At 65.9% G+C, this 17,765-nt stretch carries 13 protein-coding genes and 1 pseudogene; 4 read left to right on the top strand and 10 right to left on the bottom strand.

Annotated elements, in window-relative coordinates:
- Positions 1-53 precede the first annotated feature (53 nt).
- From egtD to CV755_RS07665, 3 genes are all read left to right on the top strand, one after another.
- Complete coding sequence (gene egtD / locus CV755_RS07655) at positions 54-1,028, top strand: L-histidine N(alpha)-methyltransferase (protein ID WP_109279414.1); 975 nt, start codon at positions 54-56, stop codon at positions 1,026-1,028.
- 98 nt (positions 1,029-1,126) lie between these two features.
- Positions 1,127-1,537 carry a universal stress protein gene (locus CV755_RS07660; RefSeq protein WP_241561056.1) on the top strand — a complete coding sequence of 137 codons (411 nt, stop codon included), beginning with the start codon at positions 1,127-1,129 and terminating at the stop codon, positions 1,535-1,537.
- 194 nt (positions 1,538-1,731) lie between these two features.
- Entirely contained in the window at positions 1,732-1,947 is a 216-nt protein-coding gene (locus tag CV755_RS07665) for a dodecin (protein WP_109279416.1), read from the top strand.
- 791 nt (positions 1,948-2,738) lie between these two features.
- Here the strand turns inward: CV755_RS07665 and CV755_RS34910 are convergent.
- The 3 genes and pseudogenes from CV755_RS34910 to CV755_RS34105 all read right to left on the bottom strand — a co-directional run bounded on the left by CV755_RS34910 (position 2,739) and on the right by CV755_RS34105 (position 4,017).
- The gene (locus CV755_RS34910; RefSeq protein ID WP_162605213.1) at positions 2,739-3,074 is read right to left on the bottom strand and encodes a hypothetical protein; all 336 of its coding nucleotides are present in this window, start codon (positions 3,072-3,074) and stop codon (positions 2,739-2,741) included.
- Between the two features lie 17 nt (positions 3,075-3,091).
- Positions 3,092-3,388 (bottom strand): annotated as a pseudogene (locus CV755_RS07670) (transposase); the annotation flags it as partial.
- 149 nt (positions 3,389-3,537) lie between these two features.
- Positions 3,538-4,017, bottom strand: a complete 480-nt coding sequence (locus CV755_RS34105) for a hypothetical protein (protein WP_153068606.1) — start codon at positions 4,015-4,017, stop codon at positions 3,538-3,540.
- Positions 4,018-4,306: 289 nt separating this feature from the next.
- On the opposite strand from CV755_RS34105, the gene CV755_RS34110 reads away from it, so the two are divergent.
- Positions 4,307-4,525 (top strand): hypothetical protein, encoded by a 219-nt coding sequence (locus tag CV755_RS34110; protein ID WP_153068607.1) that lies wholly within the window; start codon positions 4,307-4,309, stop codon positions 4,523-4,525.
- A 566-nt stretch (positions 4,526-5,091) separates the two neighbouring features.
- Here the strand turns inward: CV755_RS34110 and CV755_RS07675 are convergent.
- The 7 genes from CV755_RS07675 to CV755_RS07705 form a co-directional block, all read right to left on the bottom strand.
- Entirely contained in the window at positions 5,092-5,673 is a 582-nt protein-coding gene (locus CV755_RS07675; RefSeq protein WP_109279417.1) for a hypothetical protein, read from the bottom strand.
- A 1-nt stretch (position 5,674) separates the two neighbouring features.
- A complete protein-coding gene (locus tag CV755_RS07680; RefSeq protein WP_109279418.1) occupies positions 5,675-9,604 on the bottom strand; it encodes a hypothetical protein in 3,930 nt (1,309 codons plus the stop codon).
- Between the two features lie 191 nt (positions 9,605-9,795).
- Positions 9,796-10,854, bottom strand: coding sequence for a hypothetical protein (locus CV755_RS36890; RefSeq protein ID WP_109279569.1), 1,059 nt, complete (start codon positions 10,852-10,854; stop codon positions 9,796-9,798).
- A 68-nt stretch (positions 10,855-10,922) separates the two neighbouring features.
- Complete coding sequence (locus CV755_RS07690; RefSeq protein WP_109279419.1) at positions 10,923-11,474, bottom strand: RICIN domain-containing protein; 552 nt, start codon at positions 11,472-11,474, stop codon at positions 10,923-10,925.
- Positions 11,475-11,570: 96 nt separating this feature from the next.
- Positions 11,571-12,122 carry an RICIN domain-containing protein gene (locus CV755_RS07695; RefSeq protein WP_161968615.1) on the bottom strand — a complete coding sequence of 184 codons (552 nt, stop codon included), beginning with the start codon at positions 12,120-12,122 and terminating at the stop codon, positions 11,571-11,573.
- 43 nt (positions 12,123-12,165) lie between these two features.
- The gene (locus tag CV755_RS07700) at positions 12,166-13,734 is read right to left on the bottom strand and encodes an AbfB domain-containing protein (RefSeq protein ID WP_109279421.1); all 1,569 of its coding nucleotides are present in this window, start codon (positions 13,732-13,734) and stop codon (positions 12,166-12,168) included.
- 898 nt (positions 13,735-14,632) lie between these two features.
- Positions 14,633-17,758, bottom strand: coding sequence for a bifunctional cytochrome P450/NADPH--P450 reductase (locus CV755_RS07705; protein WP_109279422.1), 3,126 nt, complete (start codon positions 17,756-17,758; stop codon positions 14,633-14,635).
- Between the last annotated feature and the right edge of the window lie 7 nt (positions 17,759-17,765).

Here is a 17,765-nt window from a genome sequence, read left to right on the forward strand (position 1 = left end):
CGGCCTCGTCACCTCCCTCCCCCTCCCCCCTCCTCGCGCAAGGAGCGCCGTACGTGAGCCAGTTCGCCCTCTCCCGCACCCTGCCGCCCGACGCCACCGCCGCCGCCCTGCGCGAGGACGTCGCCCGCGGCCTGACCAACTCCCCCAAGCGGCTTCCGCCCAAGTGGTTCTACGACGCCCGCGGCAGCGAACTCTTCGACGAGATCACCCTGTTGCCCGAGTACTACCCCACCCGGGCCGAGCGCGAAATCCTGCTGAGCCGCGCCCCGGACATCGCCCGGGCCACCGGCGCCCGCACCCTGGTGGAACTGGGCTCCGGCTCCTCCGACAAGACCCGCCATCTGATCCGGGCGCTGCCCGGCCTGGACCACTATCTCCCGGTGGACGTCAGCGAGTCGGCACTGCGCGGCGCGGCCGCCACCCTGCGGGCCGAGCACCCCACGCTCTCGGTGCACGCCCTGGTGGCCGACTTCCAGCACGACCACGCCCTGCCCGACACCCCCGGACCACGGCTGCTGGCCTTCCTCGGCGGCACCATCGGCAATCTGCTGCCCGCCGAGCGTGCCGCCTTCCTCAGCGGGCTGCGCGCCCAACTCGCCCCGGGTGACGCTCTGTTGCTGGGCACCGACCTGGTCAAGGACGAGCGGGTGCTGCTGGCCGCTTATGACGACGCCCGGGGCGTCACCGCCGCCTTCAACAAGAACGTCCTGGCGGTGATCAACCGCGAGCTGGCGGCGGACTTCGATCCGGACGACTTCGACCATGTGGCGCTGTGGGACCCGTACCAGGAGTGGATCGAGATGCGGCTGCGTGCCAGGGAGACCCTGGTGGCCAAGATCCAGGCCCTTGACCTGGCCATTCACTTCGAGGCCGGGGAGGAGCTGCGTACCGAGGTGTCGGCCAAGTTCCGCCCCGAGGGGGTGCGGGCGGAGCTGGCCGCGGCCGGGCTGGAAATGACCCATTGGTGGACCGATGCCGGGGATCGGTTCGCCTTGTCCCTGTCCGTGCCGGTTAGCCTCCCCGTGTGAACGAGGAGAGAAATCAGCAGCCCCAGCCCCAGCACCAGCCGCAGCCCCGGCCCTGGAACGCTCCGTCCGGCTTCGAACGGGGCACCGACGGGCCCAAGGTGATCGTGGCCGGCGTGGACGGCTCCGACACCTCCTGGCGCGCCGCGGCCTACGCGGCGGGCCTGGCCCGCCGCCAGCACGCGCTGCTCGCCCTGGTCTATGTCCAGCCGATACTGGCCGGCGGCGCGGCGCTGGGGGCGCCGGTGGTGGAGCTGACCGAGGAGGTCGCCGAGGAACTGCTCGCCGAGATCCGCGCCACCAGCGAGCGGCTGCATGGAGTGCACCAGGTGCGCTGGGAGTTCCACACCTTCCGGGGCGACCCCTACACCGGCCTGGTACAGGCCGCGGACGACCTCAAGGCGGACGCGGTGGTGGTGGGCGCCTCCGAACAGGCGGGGCACCGGATCGTGGGCTCGGTGGCGGTCCGCCTGGTGAAGGCGGGGCGGTGGCCGGTGACGGTGGTGCCGTAGCCCGCGTCGGGCGTGCGTGAGCGCGGCGGGCTGCGGCTCCGCCGCGTGGGTGCGACGGGCTGGGGCTCCGCCCCGTGGGCCCGGCGGGATACGGCTCCGCCGCGCATGGGCGCGGCCGGCTGCCGCTCCGCCCCGTGGGCACGGACGGCCCGCACGGACATGCGCACCGGCCCTCCCTGCCGCACCGTGGAGACATGTCCAATCACACCTACCGGGTGACCGAGATCGTCGGTTCCTCGGACCAGAGCCTGGACGCCGCCATCCGCAACGGCATCTCCCGCGCCGCGCAGACGCTCCGCGAGCTCGACTGGTTCGAGGTGACGCAGATCCGGGGCCATTTGGAGAACGGCTCCATCGCCCACTTCCAGGTGGGCCTGAAGGTCGGCTTCCGCCTGGAGGAGGGTGGCTGAGCGCTCCCCCGGAATCGATGTGCCGCGGCAGCGTCCGTGTGGCTGCAACTGCCCCTGACCGCCATCGGCCCCGGCCGCCTGAGCCAGGGACATCCAGGTGCCTGGCGTCAGCTGCTGCAACACGCTCCGGGAACCCGGCAGGGGGATCCGCTGGTCGCCGAAGCCGCGTACGCCCAGCCAAAACTTCGAGTCGGGTGAGCTCTGATCCGCCGTAGGGCGATGATCTGCTCACGGTACGGACCCCACTGTGGCACTGGCACGTCCCGAATCTCGCGAGCCAACTCCTTAGCCTGTTCCAGTCTCATGGGCATGGCGTCCAGGGCTCGGTTCAGCAGTCTCTCCGGATCAAGGAGAGAATTGCCCGGATCCGGGCCCGCTCTCTCCAACAGGGCGGCAGTCAGGCTGAGATCCCGTAGCAGCCATTGGCCACGTTGATGACCGGCAGACCGCTCAGCCGCAGCCAGCAACCGCGACCATGCCTCGGCCGAATCCCGCCATCGCGACCTCGGCGTAGTCCCGAGTTGGTCCAGTGCCCTGGCGGCAAACTGATCCGCGGCGGCGAGCCAGTCGTTTACATCCCCCTCAACTGGCTCCGAGCCGTGCTGTGACCAGCGGTGAATGTGCCCTTCCAGGTCGAGCAGGTCAGGCCTGCTGAAGTGATCGCTCATCAGAACTGGATTCCCACTGCCGCGAACGCCGCCTTGCCTATCTCCAAGCTTTCAGTGACGGCTTAAAGTGTCCGCTGCTGTTGTTGATGTACAGGCCCCAATATCCGGCCTCCCTGCTGCCGGCTACCTGGGCTTCCCCGCGGCACGCACTGGCGCCCAACCGCTGAGCACAGGGTGTTTGAGTTCCACGCCATGAACCTCCTCGGGCATGATGACCAGGGAACCATCTTCCAGCACTGCCCACTTGATCTCTTCTCCATGGCCGTCAAAATCGAGGTAGGGGTCGAAGTTGGCTGTTCCTGGCCTGGCAGGGGTGACGCCCAGCCTCCCGGCCTCGGCGAGCTCCGTGGCAAGTTCCGCCGGTAACTGGTTAGCGAACAGTTTGCAGGCATTGTGCACCAGTACCTGTGGGGTGCCTGCGAAGTAAGTGTGGTCGCCTTCCACTTCGAAGGTGAACACAGGGAACGGAGCCGGTCCTGCTCGGCCCAGCGGCGGCGCCCGAGCAGCCAGGCGGGGAAGTAACTGCCCTTGCGGAGCTTGCGAATGGCCAACTCCACCGTGCTGGCCCCGGGCGTCCTACTCCCGGGGCCAGTAGCCGTTGCGGTGGTTGACGCGCTCGTCGCTGATCTGCCCGTACCCGGCGCCGCACAGGGCGTCGGGCTCGGCGGACATCATCGACTCCGCGAACGTCTTGATCATTGCGCGGATCAGGTCGGGACTCCCCGAGGCTCGTCGGTGAGCGTATGCAAGGGCAGGCCGTCGGGTGAGGTCATCGTGCTGATCTCCCTTGGGACTTGGACGCCTTGGAGATCAGCCGGTGGCCGTCCATCCATCCGGGCCCCTCACTCCGTTACTGGATCAACCCCCCGGAACGGGCGGAAACCCGTACACCGCTTCCCTCGACGCAACCACTGACCATAACTCAGCTGCGATCACACCCTCCCGTCAGAATTAGAGTTGCTCTGTTCAGATCCCGCCGGTAGCTCCACTCCTCTTTTGGAGATGTGCGCAGCACGGCCTGAAAAAACTCCACCGCCCCCTTTGCCAGGGCCTCCACGACATCCCTGGCATCTCCTACCGCAACCCGCCTTTCGACGTCACTCTCCAGCTTGACAACAACTCTTCCGCCAGATAGCCGCGACAGGCTGAGAACAAAGCAGCGCTCAGGAAACGGCATTACGAAGTCTCTTCCGTCGCAAAAATTTTCGAGCGCCGTGACCAGCAGCGACCAAAGTGCATCGATCGTGTCCCCTTCTTTGCACCCCAGGATGCGAATATGGTTGATGTCGAGTTCGATGACGCCTTGTACGTATTTGTCCCGAGAGAACCGGGTGTTGCATTCTTGGACGGATTCCAATTCGCCGAGACTGGAGATCACCAGAGTTCGCAACTGGATTGCCATAACCTAAGGCTCCTACGGCACGAGACGGCCGGGGGTCACGATCTTCGTCGGAAAAAACTGCCCCGCTACGCCATCCCCAAACCCCAGGGTGTATTGCACACCCTTGCATTTCCCCGAATATCTTATCCCACTTTCCTTGCCCGTACTCGGCGGTGCGCAGCTTCTCGTAGTTTTGCCACATGACCGCGGATATAGCTTCTTTCACGTCACCGATACTCATATTGGCATCGAACAACGTATTCTTACCCGGGTCCCCTCGCAGGTAGGAGGGGTGGCGACCCTCCAAAATATGAGCGAGATCGGCTTTCCTCAGAGTGAAAGAGTTCTGGCCGAAGGTGTAAGTCTTCGCCTTTCAGCATTTAAGCGCATTGCCGATTCCACAGTTTATGGCCGCTTTGAGTGCCAAAGCTGGCGTGATTCCGGGCCTTGTTGCACAGCCTGGAAGCTTCTTGCGGAATTTGTCAAGGACTTCCTGGGCCGCCTTGACGAGCTTCTTCGCCTTGGCTGATTCATCAAGGAAGGTGCCGAACCCAGTAAGCCGCTTTATAGCCTTGACGATCTCAGGGAATTCCTTTGACGGCCTTCCCGATCTTACTTGCGGGAAGGTTCCCGATCACTCCCCAAAAACAGCCTATGGCGGCGCCCTCGGTGAAGCATTTCTCAATGTCATCCAGATTGAACTAACAACAAGGATGTCACGCCTGCCAGGACCAGTTGGTCGACGGCCACTTCCGCTTGCGGAGCAGCAGGTTGAGCCGAAACATCGCCATCTCCCACCGGGGGGGTGCCGTTGCTCTCGTGCTCCAGCTACTGCAACGGCTCCCTGCTGACCTGCCCCAACAACCTCAATCACCCGCGGGAGAAGTGGAACCCCGCGTCCATCCGGCATGGCAGGCGGGCCAACGGCATAACTGAATACCACGCGAAAACGGCCCGTCAACACAAGGACGGGCCGTCAAAAGTTCGAGGTTGGCGAGCAGCACGGCCCGGTCACTGGCGATAAGCGAGCCATAATACTCGATTGCCACAGTCAACCAACGGTCAGCAGAGCGCCGGAGTGGATAGCCTGGAAACCTACACTGCCTTAGGCAGAGTAAGTCGAACCAGACCGCTTCCCATGTCCTCCCTAGTAAGCTCCGGTGATACTTGCAGCAACTTCGACACGATCGTGTCCGGTGCGATTACGTAGTCGGGAAATTTCGGAGCCGCTCGTCCTTCATAAAGCGCGACAGAATCCCAGTCTTCAGGATCTGATTTGCCATGCCGATCGACAATCAGAGCACGAGTGGGCACGGGGAACTCTGCCGCAGCAGCCAGGAGAGCGGTCTCCAATGTTTGGGTCTCCCCGGAGTCAAGACCATGCAGCCAGAACGTCTGGATTTCACAGCCGAGCGGTTCGTAGGAATACTCGTCCACGATGTTGACATCCGCCGAGAGCCACCAGTTCACATTGATGGACGAAATTCGAAGCCCGAGCAGACGGCTCAGTTCTTCGCGCCCGAATGGGACATCATTACCGTCCACGTCGAGCACCATCGCAGCTCTTTTTACGGGATGCAGGAGCTGAATCCCGCTCTCCGAGAAGAGGCTCACCTGCTCATCGAACATCAGCGTAGCGGCCGACTCACGGTACCACCGAATGAACCCATCAGACATGTTAGTTGCACCTCGGCAGTGTGAAGATGTGCACGTTCTCGTTTCCGAATACCTTGCGAGCTTGTTCCACAGCCGAATCCGGAGTGTTGTCGGCTAGATAGTAGATAGCCTTCACGCCAGCTTGATCAGCGGCATACTTGGATATCTTGAGAAGCTTGCCGAAGTTGGCTCGATTCTTGGCTTTGGCTCCGCCACCAACGAAGATATATTCCCCGTTCGGCCCAAGAACGTCAAGGCCGGTCGACCCCACATTCGGCATGACCAGCTTAATATCCTGCCCCTTGGCGTCCTTGGGGACGCTGCCGCCTACAAGCTTTGCGATGTACTGCTCACGAGTAGCCCCAAGATCACCTGCATCACCCTGAGCGAGCACCAGCCCGATTGGATGGCGTGCACCGCCGGCCGTGAACGCTGAGTCCGTCGAAGCAAGGCTGTTCTTCTTCCTTTTCCTACACGCAGGAAGCTTCTTCCATGCCTTGTCGAGACTTTCCTCGATCTCCTTGAGCTTTTTCCGCGCCGCAGCCGTCTTTTCGAGGAACTTGTCAACACCCCAGATGGCCTTGAAGATCTTTGGACCTGCCTTGAAAACCGCCTTGCCGATCTTCGCCCATGGCAAGTTATTGGCCAATGCTTCGAGGCATTTCTCAATGCCAGGATGCTCCATGCATTCTTTGATCTCCGCCGCAAAGTAATCGACGAGGATTTCCGCGCCGTTTTCCTTCAGATAGTCGATAAGGTCTTTGTCTGCGAGCTGTCGAAGCTCCTCGTACTCTTCGGGCGAAACACCGGAATCTATAAGGTCCTGCTCATCATCCGAATCCGCTTTGGAAGTACCCGACTTACCGGCCTTTGCGGCGTCTTCCCGATCCTTTCGATCCTGTTCGCGCTGCCATTCCTCGGCCTTCTTGGCTGCCACGTCGGCTTCGCGGGCGTACTTGTCGGCGTTTTTGGCCGCGTCTTCCGCCGACTTGGCGTGCGCTTCGGCGGAGTCAGCCAGCTTGCTGGCGTCGGTGGCGTCCTTCTCCGCTTGAGCGGCTGCCTCCTGGGCGACGGTGGCCTCTTTCTCGGCCCGGTCGGCGGCACCGTTGGCAGCAGCGGCCTGGCCATCTGCTTCGGCGGCCACCTTGCGTGCTTGTTCTGCGTCGGCCTCGGCCTGGGTGGCTGCCTGGCGTGCCGCGTCGGCGTCGGCATAGGCGTCGAGTGCGGCTTGGCGGGCTTGTTTGGCGTCCTCCTGGGCCTGTGCGTCGGCCTGGTTGGCGCGTGCCGCGGCGGCTCTGGCCTTGGCTCCGTCTTCGGCGGCCTGGGCTGCTGACTTCATCGCTGCCGCTGTCGAGCGCGCGGCGTTCACCGCTGAATGCGCCGCGTCTGCCGCTGCCTTGAAGGCCGGGGCGACCTGGGCGTTGGCGCCCTTGGCGGCGTCCTCGGCGGCGTTGGCGGCCTTGACCGCTTCGTCGGCCCTGGCTTCGGCCTGGGTGACCTGCTCCTGTCCGGTCTCCTGGGCCGCGGTGGCCACCGCGGCGGCGAAGTCGGCGTCAACGTCCTTGCCTGAGAAGGGCGCGGTCAGTGCGATGGCGGTGTTCGCCGGGTCGGCGATACCCGCCGCGGTGCTCCGGGCCGCCGTGGATGCCTGCACCGCAACGGCGGCCTGGATCCTGGCCATCGCGGCCTCGCGAACCGCACCGTCTGCCTCGTCCCTGGTGCGATTGGCTGCCTGCAATGACTGGTTGGCCTCAACCGCGGCCAGCCCAGCCAGCCGGGCGGCCTCATGGGCAGCGATTCCCGCACGAGCTTCCTGCGCAGTGGCCTCGGCCGCCTTGGTATTGGCCCGCTGCGCAGCAGCGTGGGTGGAAGCAGCCTCGGCCTCGGCCTTGTTCGCCGCAGCGTTGGCAGCAGCAGCAGCCGCCTCGGCCTTGTTGGCGGCGGCATTGGCGTTCGCGGCATGTGCGGCGGCCTCTTCCGCGTCGGCCCGGGCACGAGATGCAGCTCCCGCAGCCTCGATCGCTGCTGAGCGGGACCGTACCGCCGCGTCACCCGCCGCGTCCGCGGCGCTGCGAGCCTGGTTGGCCGCCTCACCGGATGCCTTGGCATCTGCCCGGGCCACTTGAGCGTAGGAATCCGCCAGAGCGGCATCCTCGGTGCCGCGAAAATCCTGCCTTATAGCCTCGGCAGCTCCAGCCTCGGACTCTTTGAGTTTATGCTCCTGCTCGGCCTTGACCGCCTTGTCCCTGGCTTCGTGGGCCTTGGCCTCGTCGGTACAGGCCCGCTCGTCGGCCTTGGCGGCTTTACCTTCTTGCTCGGCGGCCTGAGCGCGCTTTTCCGCCGCGGTGGCCGCGGCGGCTTCGGCGTCGGCTCGCTTGGCTTTGGCGGTTTGCGCCTCGGCGTCCGCGCGTTGCCGGGCCGCTGCGGCGTCGTCCCGCTCCTTCTCGGCCCGGGCGCGTGCTTCGGCGGCCAGCTTGCGTTCGTTCTCGGCGATCTGGCGCTGCTCAGCGGCGATCTTGGCCTGACGCTGGGCCTCAACCCGGGCTTCGCGGGTCTTCTTGGCGTGTTCCCAGGCATCCAGTTCGGCCTTTTCCGCGTCGAGGCGGGCCTGGCGGGTCTTGGTTGCCGCGTTAGCGGCGATCTTGGCCTGCCTGTCGGCGGCTTCGGCCATTTTGGCCGCGGCCTTGGCGTGCTCCTCGGCGTTGGCCCGCCACTGTTTGGCCTGTTCCTCGTGCAGTTCGGCCTGGTTCTTGGCGTTCAGACCGGCGGCGTCGGCCGCGGTGGCATCGACGGCGTGCTGCGCGGTCTCGCTTGCCTTGGCCGCCGCGTCGGCCGCTGCCGCGATGCCGGATGCGACGTCGGACCACTGGGTGCCGTAGGTCAGGCCGGTCTCCACCAGGATGTCGGCCTGCACTTTGGCCCGTGCGGCCGCGACTTGGGCTTGCTTGGCCGCATCGCCGGCGATGCCGACCTGGCGGGCGACCTCGGCCTTGATGTTGTCGTAGTCGGACTGCCGCTGGCCGGCCCGGTCGGCCGACAGCATCCGGTCGGCCTCACGGGAGGCCGAAGCCGCCGACGTCATTGCGTTGGAGGCATCCTTGAGCGCTCTGACCGCGTCCCCGTGAACCGCGATCAGCTTGGTGCGGGCCTCGGCCGCGCGAGCGGTGTTCTCCGCCAACTTCAGTAATTTCTCGGCGGCTTCCTGGGCGTCCTTCTGCGCCTTCTCCACAGCGGCCCGGTCATCCGCGTCCTTCTGCGCGGCGATCTGGTAGCCCTTTTCAAGGAACTCCGTAATCGCCTTGTCATCGTGGGCGTCCAGCGCGGCCTGGGCGGCCTTCTTCACTTCCGGACCGCCGGAAGCTGCCAGCAGTTCCACCCGTTTGCGCAGCTCCGCCGCGCGGTCCTTGGCGTTCTGCTCGTCCTTCTTGTCCCGCTGCCGGGCGAGCTCGGCGCCGAAAGCCAGGAAGTCGTCGCGGTCCCGGGCCGAGCCCTTCAGAACACGCTCCACCTCGGAATTGAAGTACGGTCCACCGGTGTTGCGCATCGCCTCGATCTGCTGGCGGTTCTTGGCGTCGGTGGCAGCCTTCTTGTCCTTGGCACGTTTGCGGGCCTCGGCTTCGCCATGGGCCAGGAAGTCCCGGATCGCATTCGGATCCTTGCTCTCCAGGGCTTTCTTGGCGGCGTCGCGGACTTCCTCTTCCTCATCGAACTCGGCGAAGTCCTCGACAAGTTGACGGTCGCGATCGTCACTGAGCTTTTGCAACCTGGACTTTGGCGCTGCCACCGAAGTGTTGGCCGGCTTCGGTGACGCGGTGGAGCGATGTTTCGAAGTGCTCGCCGCCTGAACGGCTGTGGCCGCCTTCACCGAATTACCGGAAGCGGCAGCGGCCTGCGATGTCATACCGCTGAGCAGCGCCAAGGTCACTGCCGCGGAGACGACCGTTCTCGCCATACCCGCTGCGCCACCATGTAATCGGCCTGTTCTCGGCCGGAATCTGGAATTCACAGAAGCACCCCCTCGTGAATGAACAACAACAGGCATCCCTGCACCCGACCCGTCAGGATGGGAGAGCAGCGGGAAGCCAGGACGATCGCGCAACCAGCGCTAACCGGCGAGAAAACCCTGCGCGAGCTGAGAATGAGTCAGCTCTTCAGGCGGTCGCCGTTTTCCTGGGCGCGAGTACTCAGGTCCAGCCAGAACCTGACCGCCTCTCCGGCCAAGGCCTGTTCCTTGGCCCAGGCATCCTGACTGGCGACCGCGGTATCCGCGATGTTCTTCCAGACATCGCCCGGGTTCGCCCGGGCGGCGTTGACGACGTTCTTCCAGTTCTCGGCCTGCGCCATGGCGGTGCTCTGTTCAGCAAGCCATGCCTTCCGCGCGGCATCGGCATGTTCAGCCACCGCCCGCCAGGCCCGTTCCGCCTCAGCCCGGGCCTTCGCCGCGTCCGCCGCCCCCTGCAACGCGGCCTCCGCCGCCTCGGCCTCCTTGATCAGGCGGGACAATGTGTGACGCCGCAACACCTCGGCATCCGCCACCCGTGCCCGGAAACCCTCCAGGTCCAAAGCCGCGCCGGCCGTCCAGCCGTACCCGAAGAACTCAGCGATATCGGCATCACCGGCCCCGGGCCGCAGCGCCCACTGCGCCGCCACCCGCACCTGCTCACCCGGATCGTGCTCGGCGCGCATACGCACAAAGTCCCGGTCGTGTGCCGCCACTTCGTACTTGTGCTGGGTGTCCGCCTCTCTTGAGGAACGGTCCCGACGCTGGGCGTCGGCATAGCCGGTGGCCACAAACGCCGCTTGGTCCGCTGCCGTTCCCTTCAACGCGCGTTCAGCGGCCTCATGTACCTGAGGGGAGAATTCCACTGTGTGCGTACGCAACACCCGCTCACAGAATGCCCTGTTACGCGACCGGGTCTCCCGGGCCCGCTGCTTGGCGTAATCGAAACCACCTCCCGGCGCCAACCACTCCGCAATCGCATCAGCACCCCTAGTACTCCGCAGCGCGTTCCACGCAGACACTCGCACCTCAGCGAAAGGATGCGTCTTAGCCAAAATCAAAACCCAATTACGCGCCTCCTCGGCAGTCACAACGGTAAGCGGGGGCTGGTCTGCTGACCGCTGGCCGAAAGCACCTACCGAAACCGGTGAATTGGCCCAGGCCGGCACACCTCCCGCTACGACACCAACACCACTCAGCATGACGAGGGCCAACGCCTGCGCGACCCACCACTGGCGCCTCACGACAGGCCGCTCAAAATTGCGCCGGGTCACTTGACTTCCAGGATCTGCCACAACTGGGTGTTGGTCTGATTGCACGCCCACTGCCACGCCGGCGCGCCGTTCTCCGTCATCGAGTTGGCAATGTCCAGACAGCGGTCCTCCACATGGGCGGGACGCAGTTCGAAGAGTTTTCTGACCGGGTCAACAAGGACTGCCCGCCAGCGCATTTGCTGCCCATTTGTGCATGCCCATTGCTGCACAACGGCACCCTCCTGCCTGCCGCTGTTCTCCACCTCCAGGCACTTATCACTGGCCACCAATCGAAGCTGGAAGGATGAGTTGTCCATAGGGACCACACGCCATCGCTGTGCGGCGGAACCGTTGCACTCCCACTGCCAGGCATGCACACCGTTCTCCGTCCTGGCTTGGGGAATGTCCAGGCACTTCCCGCTGTGCGTGACCTTCAACTGGACAATGGTTTCCTCCGCGGGTGCAGCGGACAGCGGAACACCTCCCTCTGCGTGCGCAGTGACTGTGCTGCCGGCCAGTGCAGCAGCACCGACGCCAAAGATCAGGGCGAACCGAATGAGTCCTGCCATTTTTTAATCCACTTCTTCCAGAGATCAACGGGCAGGGGGAGAGGGTGAGAGTACAACCGCACCGCTTGACGCCCGCCTGCGGGATTTGCACTGCACTCAGGAACTGGCCGGAAGGATCCGCCAGCGTTGGTTGGGTACACCGGCGCAGTTCCCGACGTGCGCGAACGCGCCATCCTCAAGACTGCCGCCGCTGATGCTCAGGCAGTAGTTCAAGGCTTCCATGGGACGCAACTCGTAAAGGTCCTTGGAGACTTCGACCAGTTGCACCCGCCAGTATCGGTGCTCGGAAGAGTCGAAGCACCATCGTTGGCCAACCTTCCATTCGAAGTCAGGGCCGGTGCTCAGACATCTACCGCTGTGCTTGGCAGCTATCTCAAAAGCTGCCGCGCCGTTGGGCCGTAGCTCAAAGAGCTGGTAATCCAGCTCGTCAGCACACTTCGACTGGACCCCGTAAGGTCCTTCCTGCATGGTGCCGTCCTTTATGGTCAGGCACTGACCACTCTGTTCCACCTGCAGCCGCACATAGTTCGGCGCCTCAGCAGCCGCCCGAGATGTGATGGCATTTGCCTGAGCGGTGCTTGTGCCGACGGCCAACGCGGCGACGCTGACGCCTGTGACCAGCAGAGCTCGGAGGGTCCGAGACATCATGATTCCGTTCCTCTCAGGAGGGAGACTCGGTGCGGGACTGAGGTCAGGGCGCCAGCGGAGGAGAGATGCGCCAGAACTGCTGCCAGGCAGCGGCCTTGACAGAGTTGGCTGGGCCGTTGGCATAGAGCTCGCCGCGCACCGACTGCAGACCCCCGCCCGGCTGGGACGCCGACTGGATGGTGACCCCCAAGCCCGGAACATTGCCGCCGGCACACCAGGTGGCACGGCGGCGGGATTCGGCACTGCCGTCTTCAGGAGATATCCGGACCCGCCTGTCCGGCTGCACCGTCAGGTAATACCCAGCCTTACGCACCGACTCAAAGGAAAAGCACCCGGGTTGGTTGGCCAGTGCTGGCACAATGACCCAGGTTGCATCCTCGCGGTCAGCCTGCTTGCTCTTCTCATTGGCGGGAGCGACAAATGCGGCCCCACCGTCAGGACTTGACTGGCGGATATACCAACCAGCCATCTCCGGGCCGGCCATCTGGAGAGACTGACGCTTCGCGCGGTACTGGCTGTCCTCCCTGAGGAATCGCGCGACGTCTTCGTCACTTCCGGCCAGCGCCGCCTTTGCCGCGGCTGCCAGGCCAGGATTCACCCCGGAACTCTCGGCCGCGGCCTGGATTCGCAGGGCCAGCCTCCGGTTGTTGTCGGCGATCTTCTGACGCCGGATCTCGTCATCGCGCTTGTACGCCTGCTCGGCCCCGGTGTGTATGAACTGTTTCCAATCCGCCGGGTCGGAACTGAGCAGCGCGCGCTGACCCGCGAGGTAGAGCTCGCTGCTGCGCATGTCCTCAGAAGACCCCCGCAGCAGCTCGCGGATGAAGTTGTCGTCGCCAAGATTGAGCATGGCAGCCGAGGGTGTGAGGTGGAATAGCGCTGCGGTATCTGTGCGTGCTGCCAACTCTCTTCGATGCTCCGCCTCTTCGCGGCTCTTCTTCTCCAGCTCCTTCAACTCGTTGGCCACGTCGCGCTGATGTGCCTCCCGGGCGCCATTGGTGATGAATTCCCGCCATGCGGCCGGGCTCCCGGCCAGTGCGAGTGCGGCCGCTGCCTTGACTTCCGGCCCGGCAGCGTCGTGTTTCATGACCGCGCGGATGAAATTGTCGTCGCTGAGGGCCAGTAGGTCAGGGTTGTTGGGAATCCCGACCGCCATCAGGGCCTGAGACTTGGCGAGCCTGGCCGCCCGGTCGGCATCGGCCCGGTCCTTCTCCCGCTGTTTGTCGATCTCATACGCCTGATGGATACCGGTGGTGATGAAGAGCACGTGAGCATCGGCCGAAGTGCTGGCCATGGCTTGTTCAGCCGCCGTTCGCACCGCTTCCAACTTCTCACCCCCGTCCCTGGCCTTCTGCCACAGCGCGTGTATGAAGTCGTAATCGCTGAGCAGAAGCACGTCCGGAGTGGGATCGAGATGGACCACAGCCGCCGCATCAACGCGCTGCGCTTCAGTGGTCCCGATGCCGTCCGCCTCGGCCACCGCTTGTGACGGCCCGGCCACCGCAGTCTCCGGTAAAGCCACTCCGGTGACGGCAGCAATCGCGACGCTCGCGAAAATCCCTCGCCCAACGATCGACCGTACCCGAGCAGAAGTCAGACATTTTTTAGCCATACCGATTCAGTCACCTCTCCAGCATCCTGTGTAGACGCCCGACGTTTTTACGGTGATGGTGAAGCGCTAAGCAATTGAAAATGGGCAGGCGCGAGACAGGGCCAGGATTTGCGGAACGCAGCCGATTACACGGACTACATGCGCCCCTGCCACTTCTTGATGCCAGAGATCCCGCCGCGAGAGTGCCGATACTTCAGACAGCGGTGACCGTTGGCTGTGGAATCACAACTGGCGCAGCAGCCATGATCGCATCCATGAAGTCCAGCCGGCTCCGGCAACCTTCAACTGTTGACGCCACGCCCCAGGACGGCTACATGCACCACGAAATACAAGATTACACAAATCGACCGACAATTGCCTATTGCCATCCGCGGCCGACGCAACAATAAGAATAAACACCGCAAAGCAAAGGTGAAACCTTAAGCTGGATGCACCCCTTTCCGCACTCCTCAACTGATCGCCGAAAATTTATCGGTAACACGCCGGTTACAGCAGGGGTTATTCCGCCAGCCTCCCTCAGCGCCGGAGGCTGCACACTGTGACGATCTAAAGCGGCCGATCCTCGATCGGCAAAGTTCTTGAAATGGCAACGACACTCACCCAACGGCCGAGCATCCTGCGGCTGCGCGCCGTGGGGTAGCCACGCTTCGCCCCGGGAGGGGGCACTGGCGCCCAAACCACGCGACGGGTTACGGTCACTTTGCGTACTCAGACACAGTTGGCGGAAGTCTGGGCTCTTGGCTGGATTGCTCTACCCAGGGCGAGTGTTGGGTGAGTCTTGGTAGCCGGATGGTTGCGCCCTGGGAGATGGATATCGGGCATCGGCGCGCCGCAGCGACGCCGATGCCCGGAGTGGTGCACCTCGCACAAGGAATGGGCTGGCGAGTCAGCACGGGCCCTACCCCGCGTAGACGTCCTCCACGTACCGCCCCTCATCGGTCAGTTGGCGCAGCCACTCGTCCGCGTGGCGGGCCGGTGCCCCCGTCTGGCGGGTGTACAGGTCGCGCAGGGCGGCCCGCACGCCGGGGGCCATTCTGGCGCCGTCACCGCAGACATAGACGCTCGCTCCGGCCTTGAGCAGTGACCATAGTTCCGCGCCCTCCGCGGCCATGCGGTGCTGGACGAATGGGCCGTCCGGGCCGGGGCGTTGGCTGAAGGCGGGGCGGAGGGAGACGGCGCCGACCTCCTGGGCGGCGTGGAGTTCGGTGGTGTGCAGATAGTCGGCTTCCGGGTCGTCGCATCCGAAGTAGAGGAGAGCGGGGGCGAGTTCGGTGCCGGTGGCCAGTAGGGCGGTGCGGTCGGCGATGGCGCCCCGGAAGGGGGCCAGGCCGGTGCCAGCGGCGACCATCACCACGGGATGGGGCCGCCGGTGGTCGATGCGGAACGCTTCCCGGCAGGGCTGGAGCCGGGCGAGCAGGGTGTCGCCGGGGCGCAGCCGGGCGAGGTGGCCGGGGCCGGTGGCCGTCCGGTCCGTGGGCAGCGAGACCATCAGGTCGATATGGCGGGCGTCCACGGCGGGTGAGGAGGAGATGGAGTACTGGCGGAGCCGCATCGGCGGCAGCAGTTCCACCAGTGCGGCCGCCCCGAGGGTGCCGTGCAGGGCGGGGTGGTCCTCGATCAGTTCCAGCAGGGTGCGCGGGTCCTCGGCGGACAGGGCGCGCAGCGCGGCCCGTTCGGGCGGACAGGGGTTGCGTTCGGCCAGCGCGGCCGTCTGCCGTGCGGTGGGCCTGCGGTGCAGTTCCAGGTGGTGGGTGAGCAACTCCCGTGCGGTCAGCGGCCGGTCCACGGGCAGCGACTGGCGGCCGGGGCGGCGGGGCTGGATGGACAGCAGGGTGTCGGGGTGCACGCCGAACAGCCGGGCGGCCCGGTCCACCGACCGGGAATCGTTGACGGGGAGTACCGCGAGGTGGTCGCCGGTGCGGTAGTTGACGCCCTCCGGAAGGGCCAGGCGCAGAAAGCGCTTGACGCGCGGGTGTCCGGGGGCGGTGAGGTCGTATGCCTCGGTGACGGTCATCGGCGTCACCCCGTGGCGGGCGGCGAGTGCGCCCAGCGGGGGGCCGGTGAGTTCGGTGACGGTGTAGGCGGGCTGGTCCGCCGCCTGCTCGGGGGCGCCGGTGGTCGCCGGGTCGCCGTGGTGTTCCAGCAGGGTCCGGCACAGGGCGCCGGTGAACTCATCGACCGCGCCGGTGAGATCGCCGGAGGCGTCGGCCTCGGCCCGGGGCAGCAGCCGGGTGCCGCCGAGGGCGGCCAGGCGCTCGTCGAGGAGGGTGGGGACGCGCTGGTAGGTGGCGGCCCAGTTGCGGTCGCCCACGCCCAGGACCGCGTACCGCACGCCCTTCGCGGCCCCGTCCGCCGCCTGCTCGGCCCAGCGGGCGAAGGCGGCCGCGTCATCGGTGGGACGGCCGTTGTAGGAGGCGGCGACGATCACCACGGGTGGGCCGGCGGGCAGTTGGCCGGCGTAAGCGTCCAGCGGGGCCGTCCGGGCCTCGCAGCCCAGCGCGGTGGCCCGTTCGGCGAGGGCCTGCGCCAGCTCGCGGCAGGTGCCGTAGTTGGAGCCGTGCAGCACCAGCAGGCCGGTGCCGGGCCGGACCCGGGACGGGCCGGTGGGTACGGACGCGGCCGGGGCGGCGGGGGGCGGGGTGCGGTGGCGGGTGGTGCGGCGGGCGAGGGTGAGGGTGAAGCCCTCGGGCTTGAGGGTGAGGGTTTCCTTGATCTTCAGCCGGTATCCGCTGTCGCCGGTCAGCCGGTAGCGGTGCACCAGCAGCCCCAGCAGCATGGTGGCCTCATGCAGCGCGAACTGCCGCCCGATGCAGGCGCGTTCACCGGTGCCGAAGGGCTTGTAGGCGTGCGGGGGGCGGGCCGCCTCCGCCTCGGGGTCGAAGCGGGTGGGGTCGAAGAGTTCGGGGTTGTCGCCCCAGACGGCGGCGTCCCGGTGCAGCATGGGGGTGAGCACGGTCACCCCTTCTCCGGCGCGCAGCCGGTAGCGGCCGCCGAGCAGGGTGTCCTGCCTGGGCTCCCGGTTGAAGGCGGCGGCGGTGGGCCACAACCGCAGGGCCTCATTGAGCACTTGGCGGGTCCAGCGCAGCCGTCCCACGTCCTCGAAGGAGGGTTCCGGGTCCTCGGTGTCGCCCCAGAGTTCGTCCGCCTCGCGCTGGGCCAGGCGCAGCGCCACGGGGTTGCGCAGCAGGTGGTAGAGGGCGAAGGACAGGGCGCCGGAGGTGGTCTCATGTCCGGCGATCAGGAAGGTGATCACCTGGCTGCGGATATTGGCCGCGTCCAGCAGGGTGCCGTCGGCCGGGTGCGGGGCGCCCAGCATCAGCCCCAGCAGGTCGTCGGTGCGCCGCTCGCCGGAGGCCCGGCGGGTGGCTATCACCTCGTCCACCACCGCGGCCAGATAGCCGGCGTCGTCGCGGAAGGCGGCGTCCTCGGCGCTGTGGTCGGCGCCGGGGGCGCGGCCCAGCCGGTTCATGCTCCACTCCAGGCAGCGCACCATGGCGCCGACGAAGGGGTGCGGCTCCCGGCGGGCGAAGGACTCGAAGTCATAGCCGAATCCGGCCAGTCCGATGGTGTCCAGGGTCATCCGGGTCATGTCCTCGGCGACGTCCACCGCGCTGCCCCGCCGCAGATGGCCGTCCCAGGCGTCGATCAGCCGCCGGGCGGCGGTGACCATGGCCGGGTGGTAGGCGCGCAGGGAGCCCAGGGCGAAGGCGGGCAGCAGGATGTCGTGCGCCTTGGCCCAGTTGGGCTCGTCGTTGTAGGCGGTGAACAATCCGTCGGCGGTGAACTCGCGGACGTTCTCCAGGGCCGGGCCCACATGTTTGGTGAAGCGGTCCTCGTCGGACAGTTCGGCGACCAGGTCCGGGGAGCAGACGAAGAGCCGGTCGGTGTCGTGCAGCCGGCGCCGGAACACCGGCCCATGGGTGCGGGCCAGGCGCATCGCCTGCTGGAGCGGGGTGGCGGTGAGTCCCACGTCGGAGACGTCCACCACGGGGATCGTTGCCAGGTCTTGGCTCGTGTCCGTCATATGCCCA

Source organism: Streptomyces orinoci (assembly GCF_003121295.1).
Classification (GTDB): Bacteria; Actinomycetota; Actinomycetes; order Streptomycetales; family Streptomycetaceae; genus Streptomyces; species Streptomyces orinoci.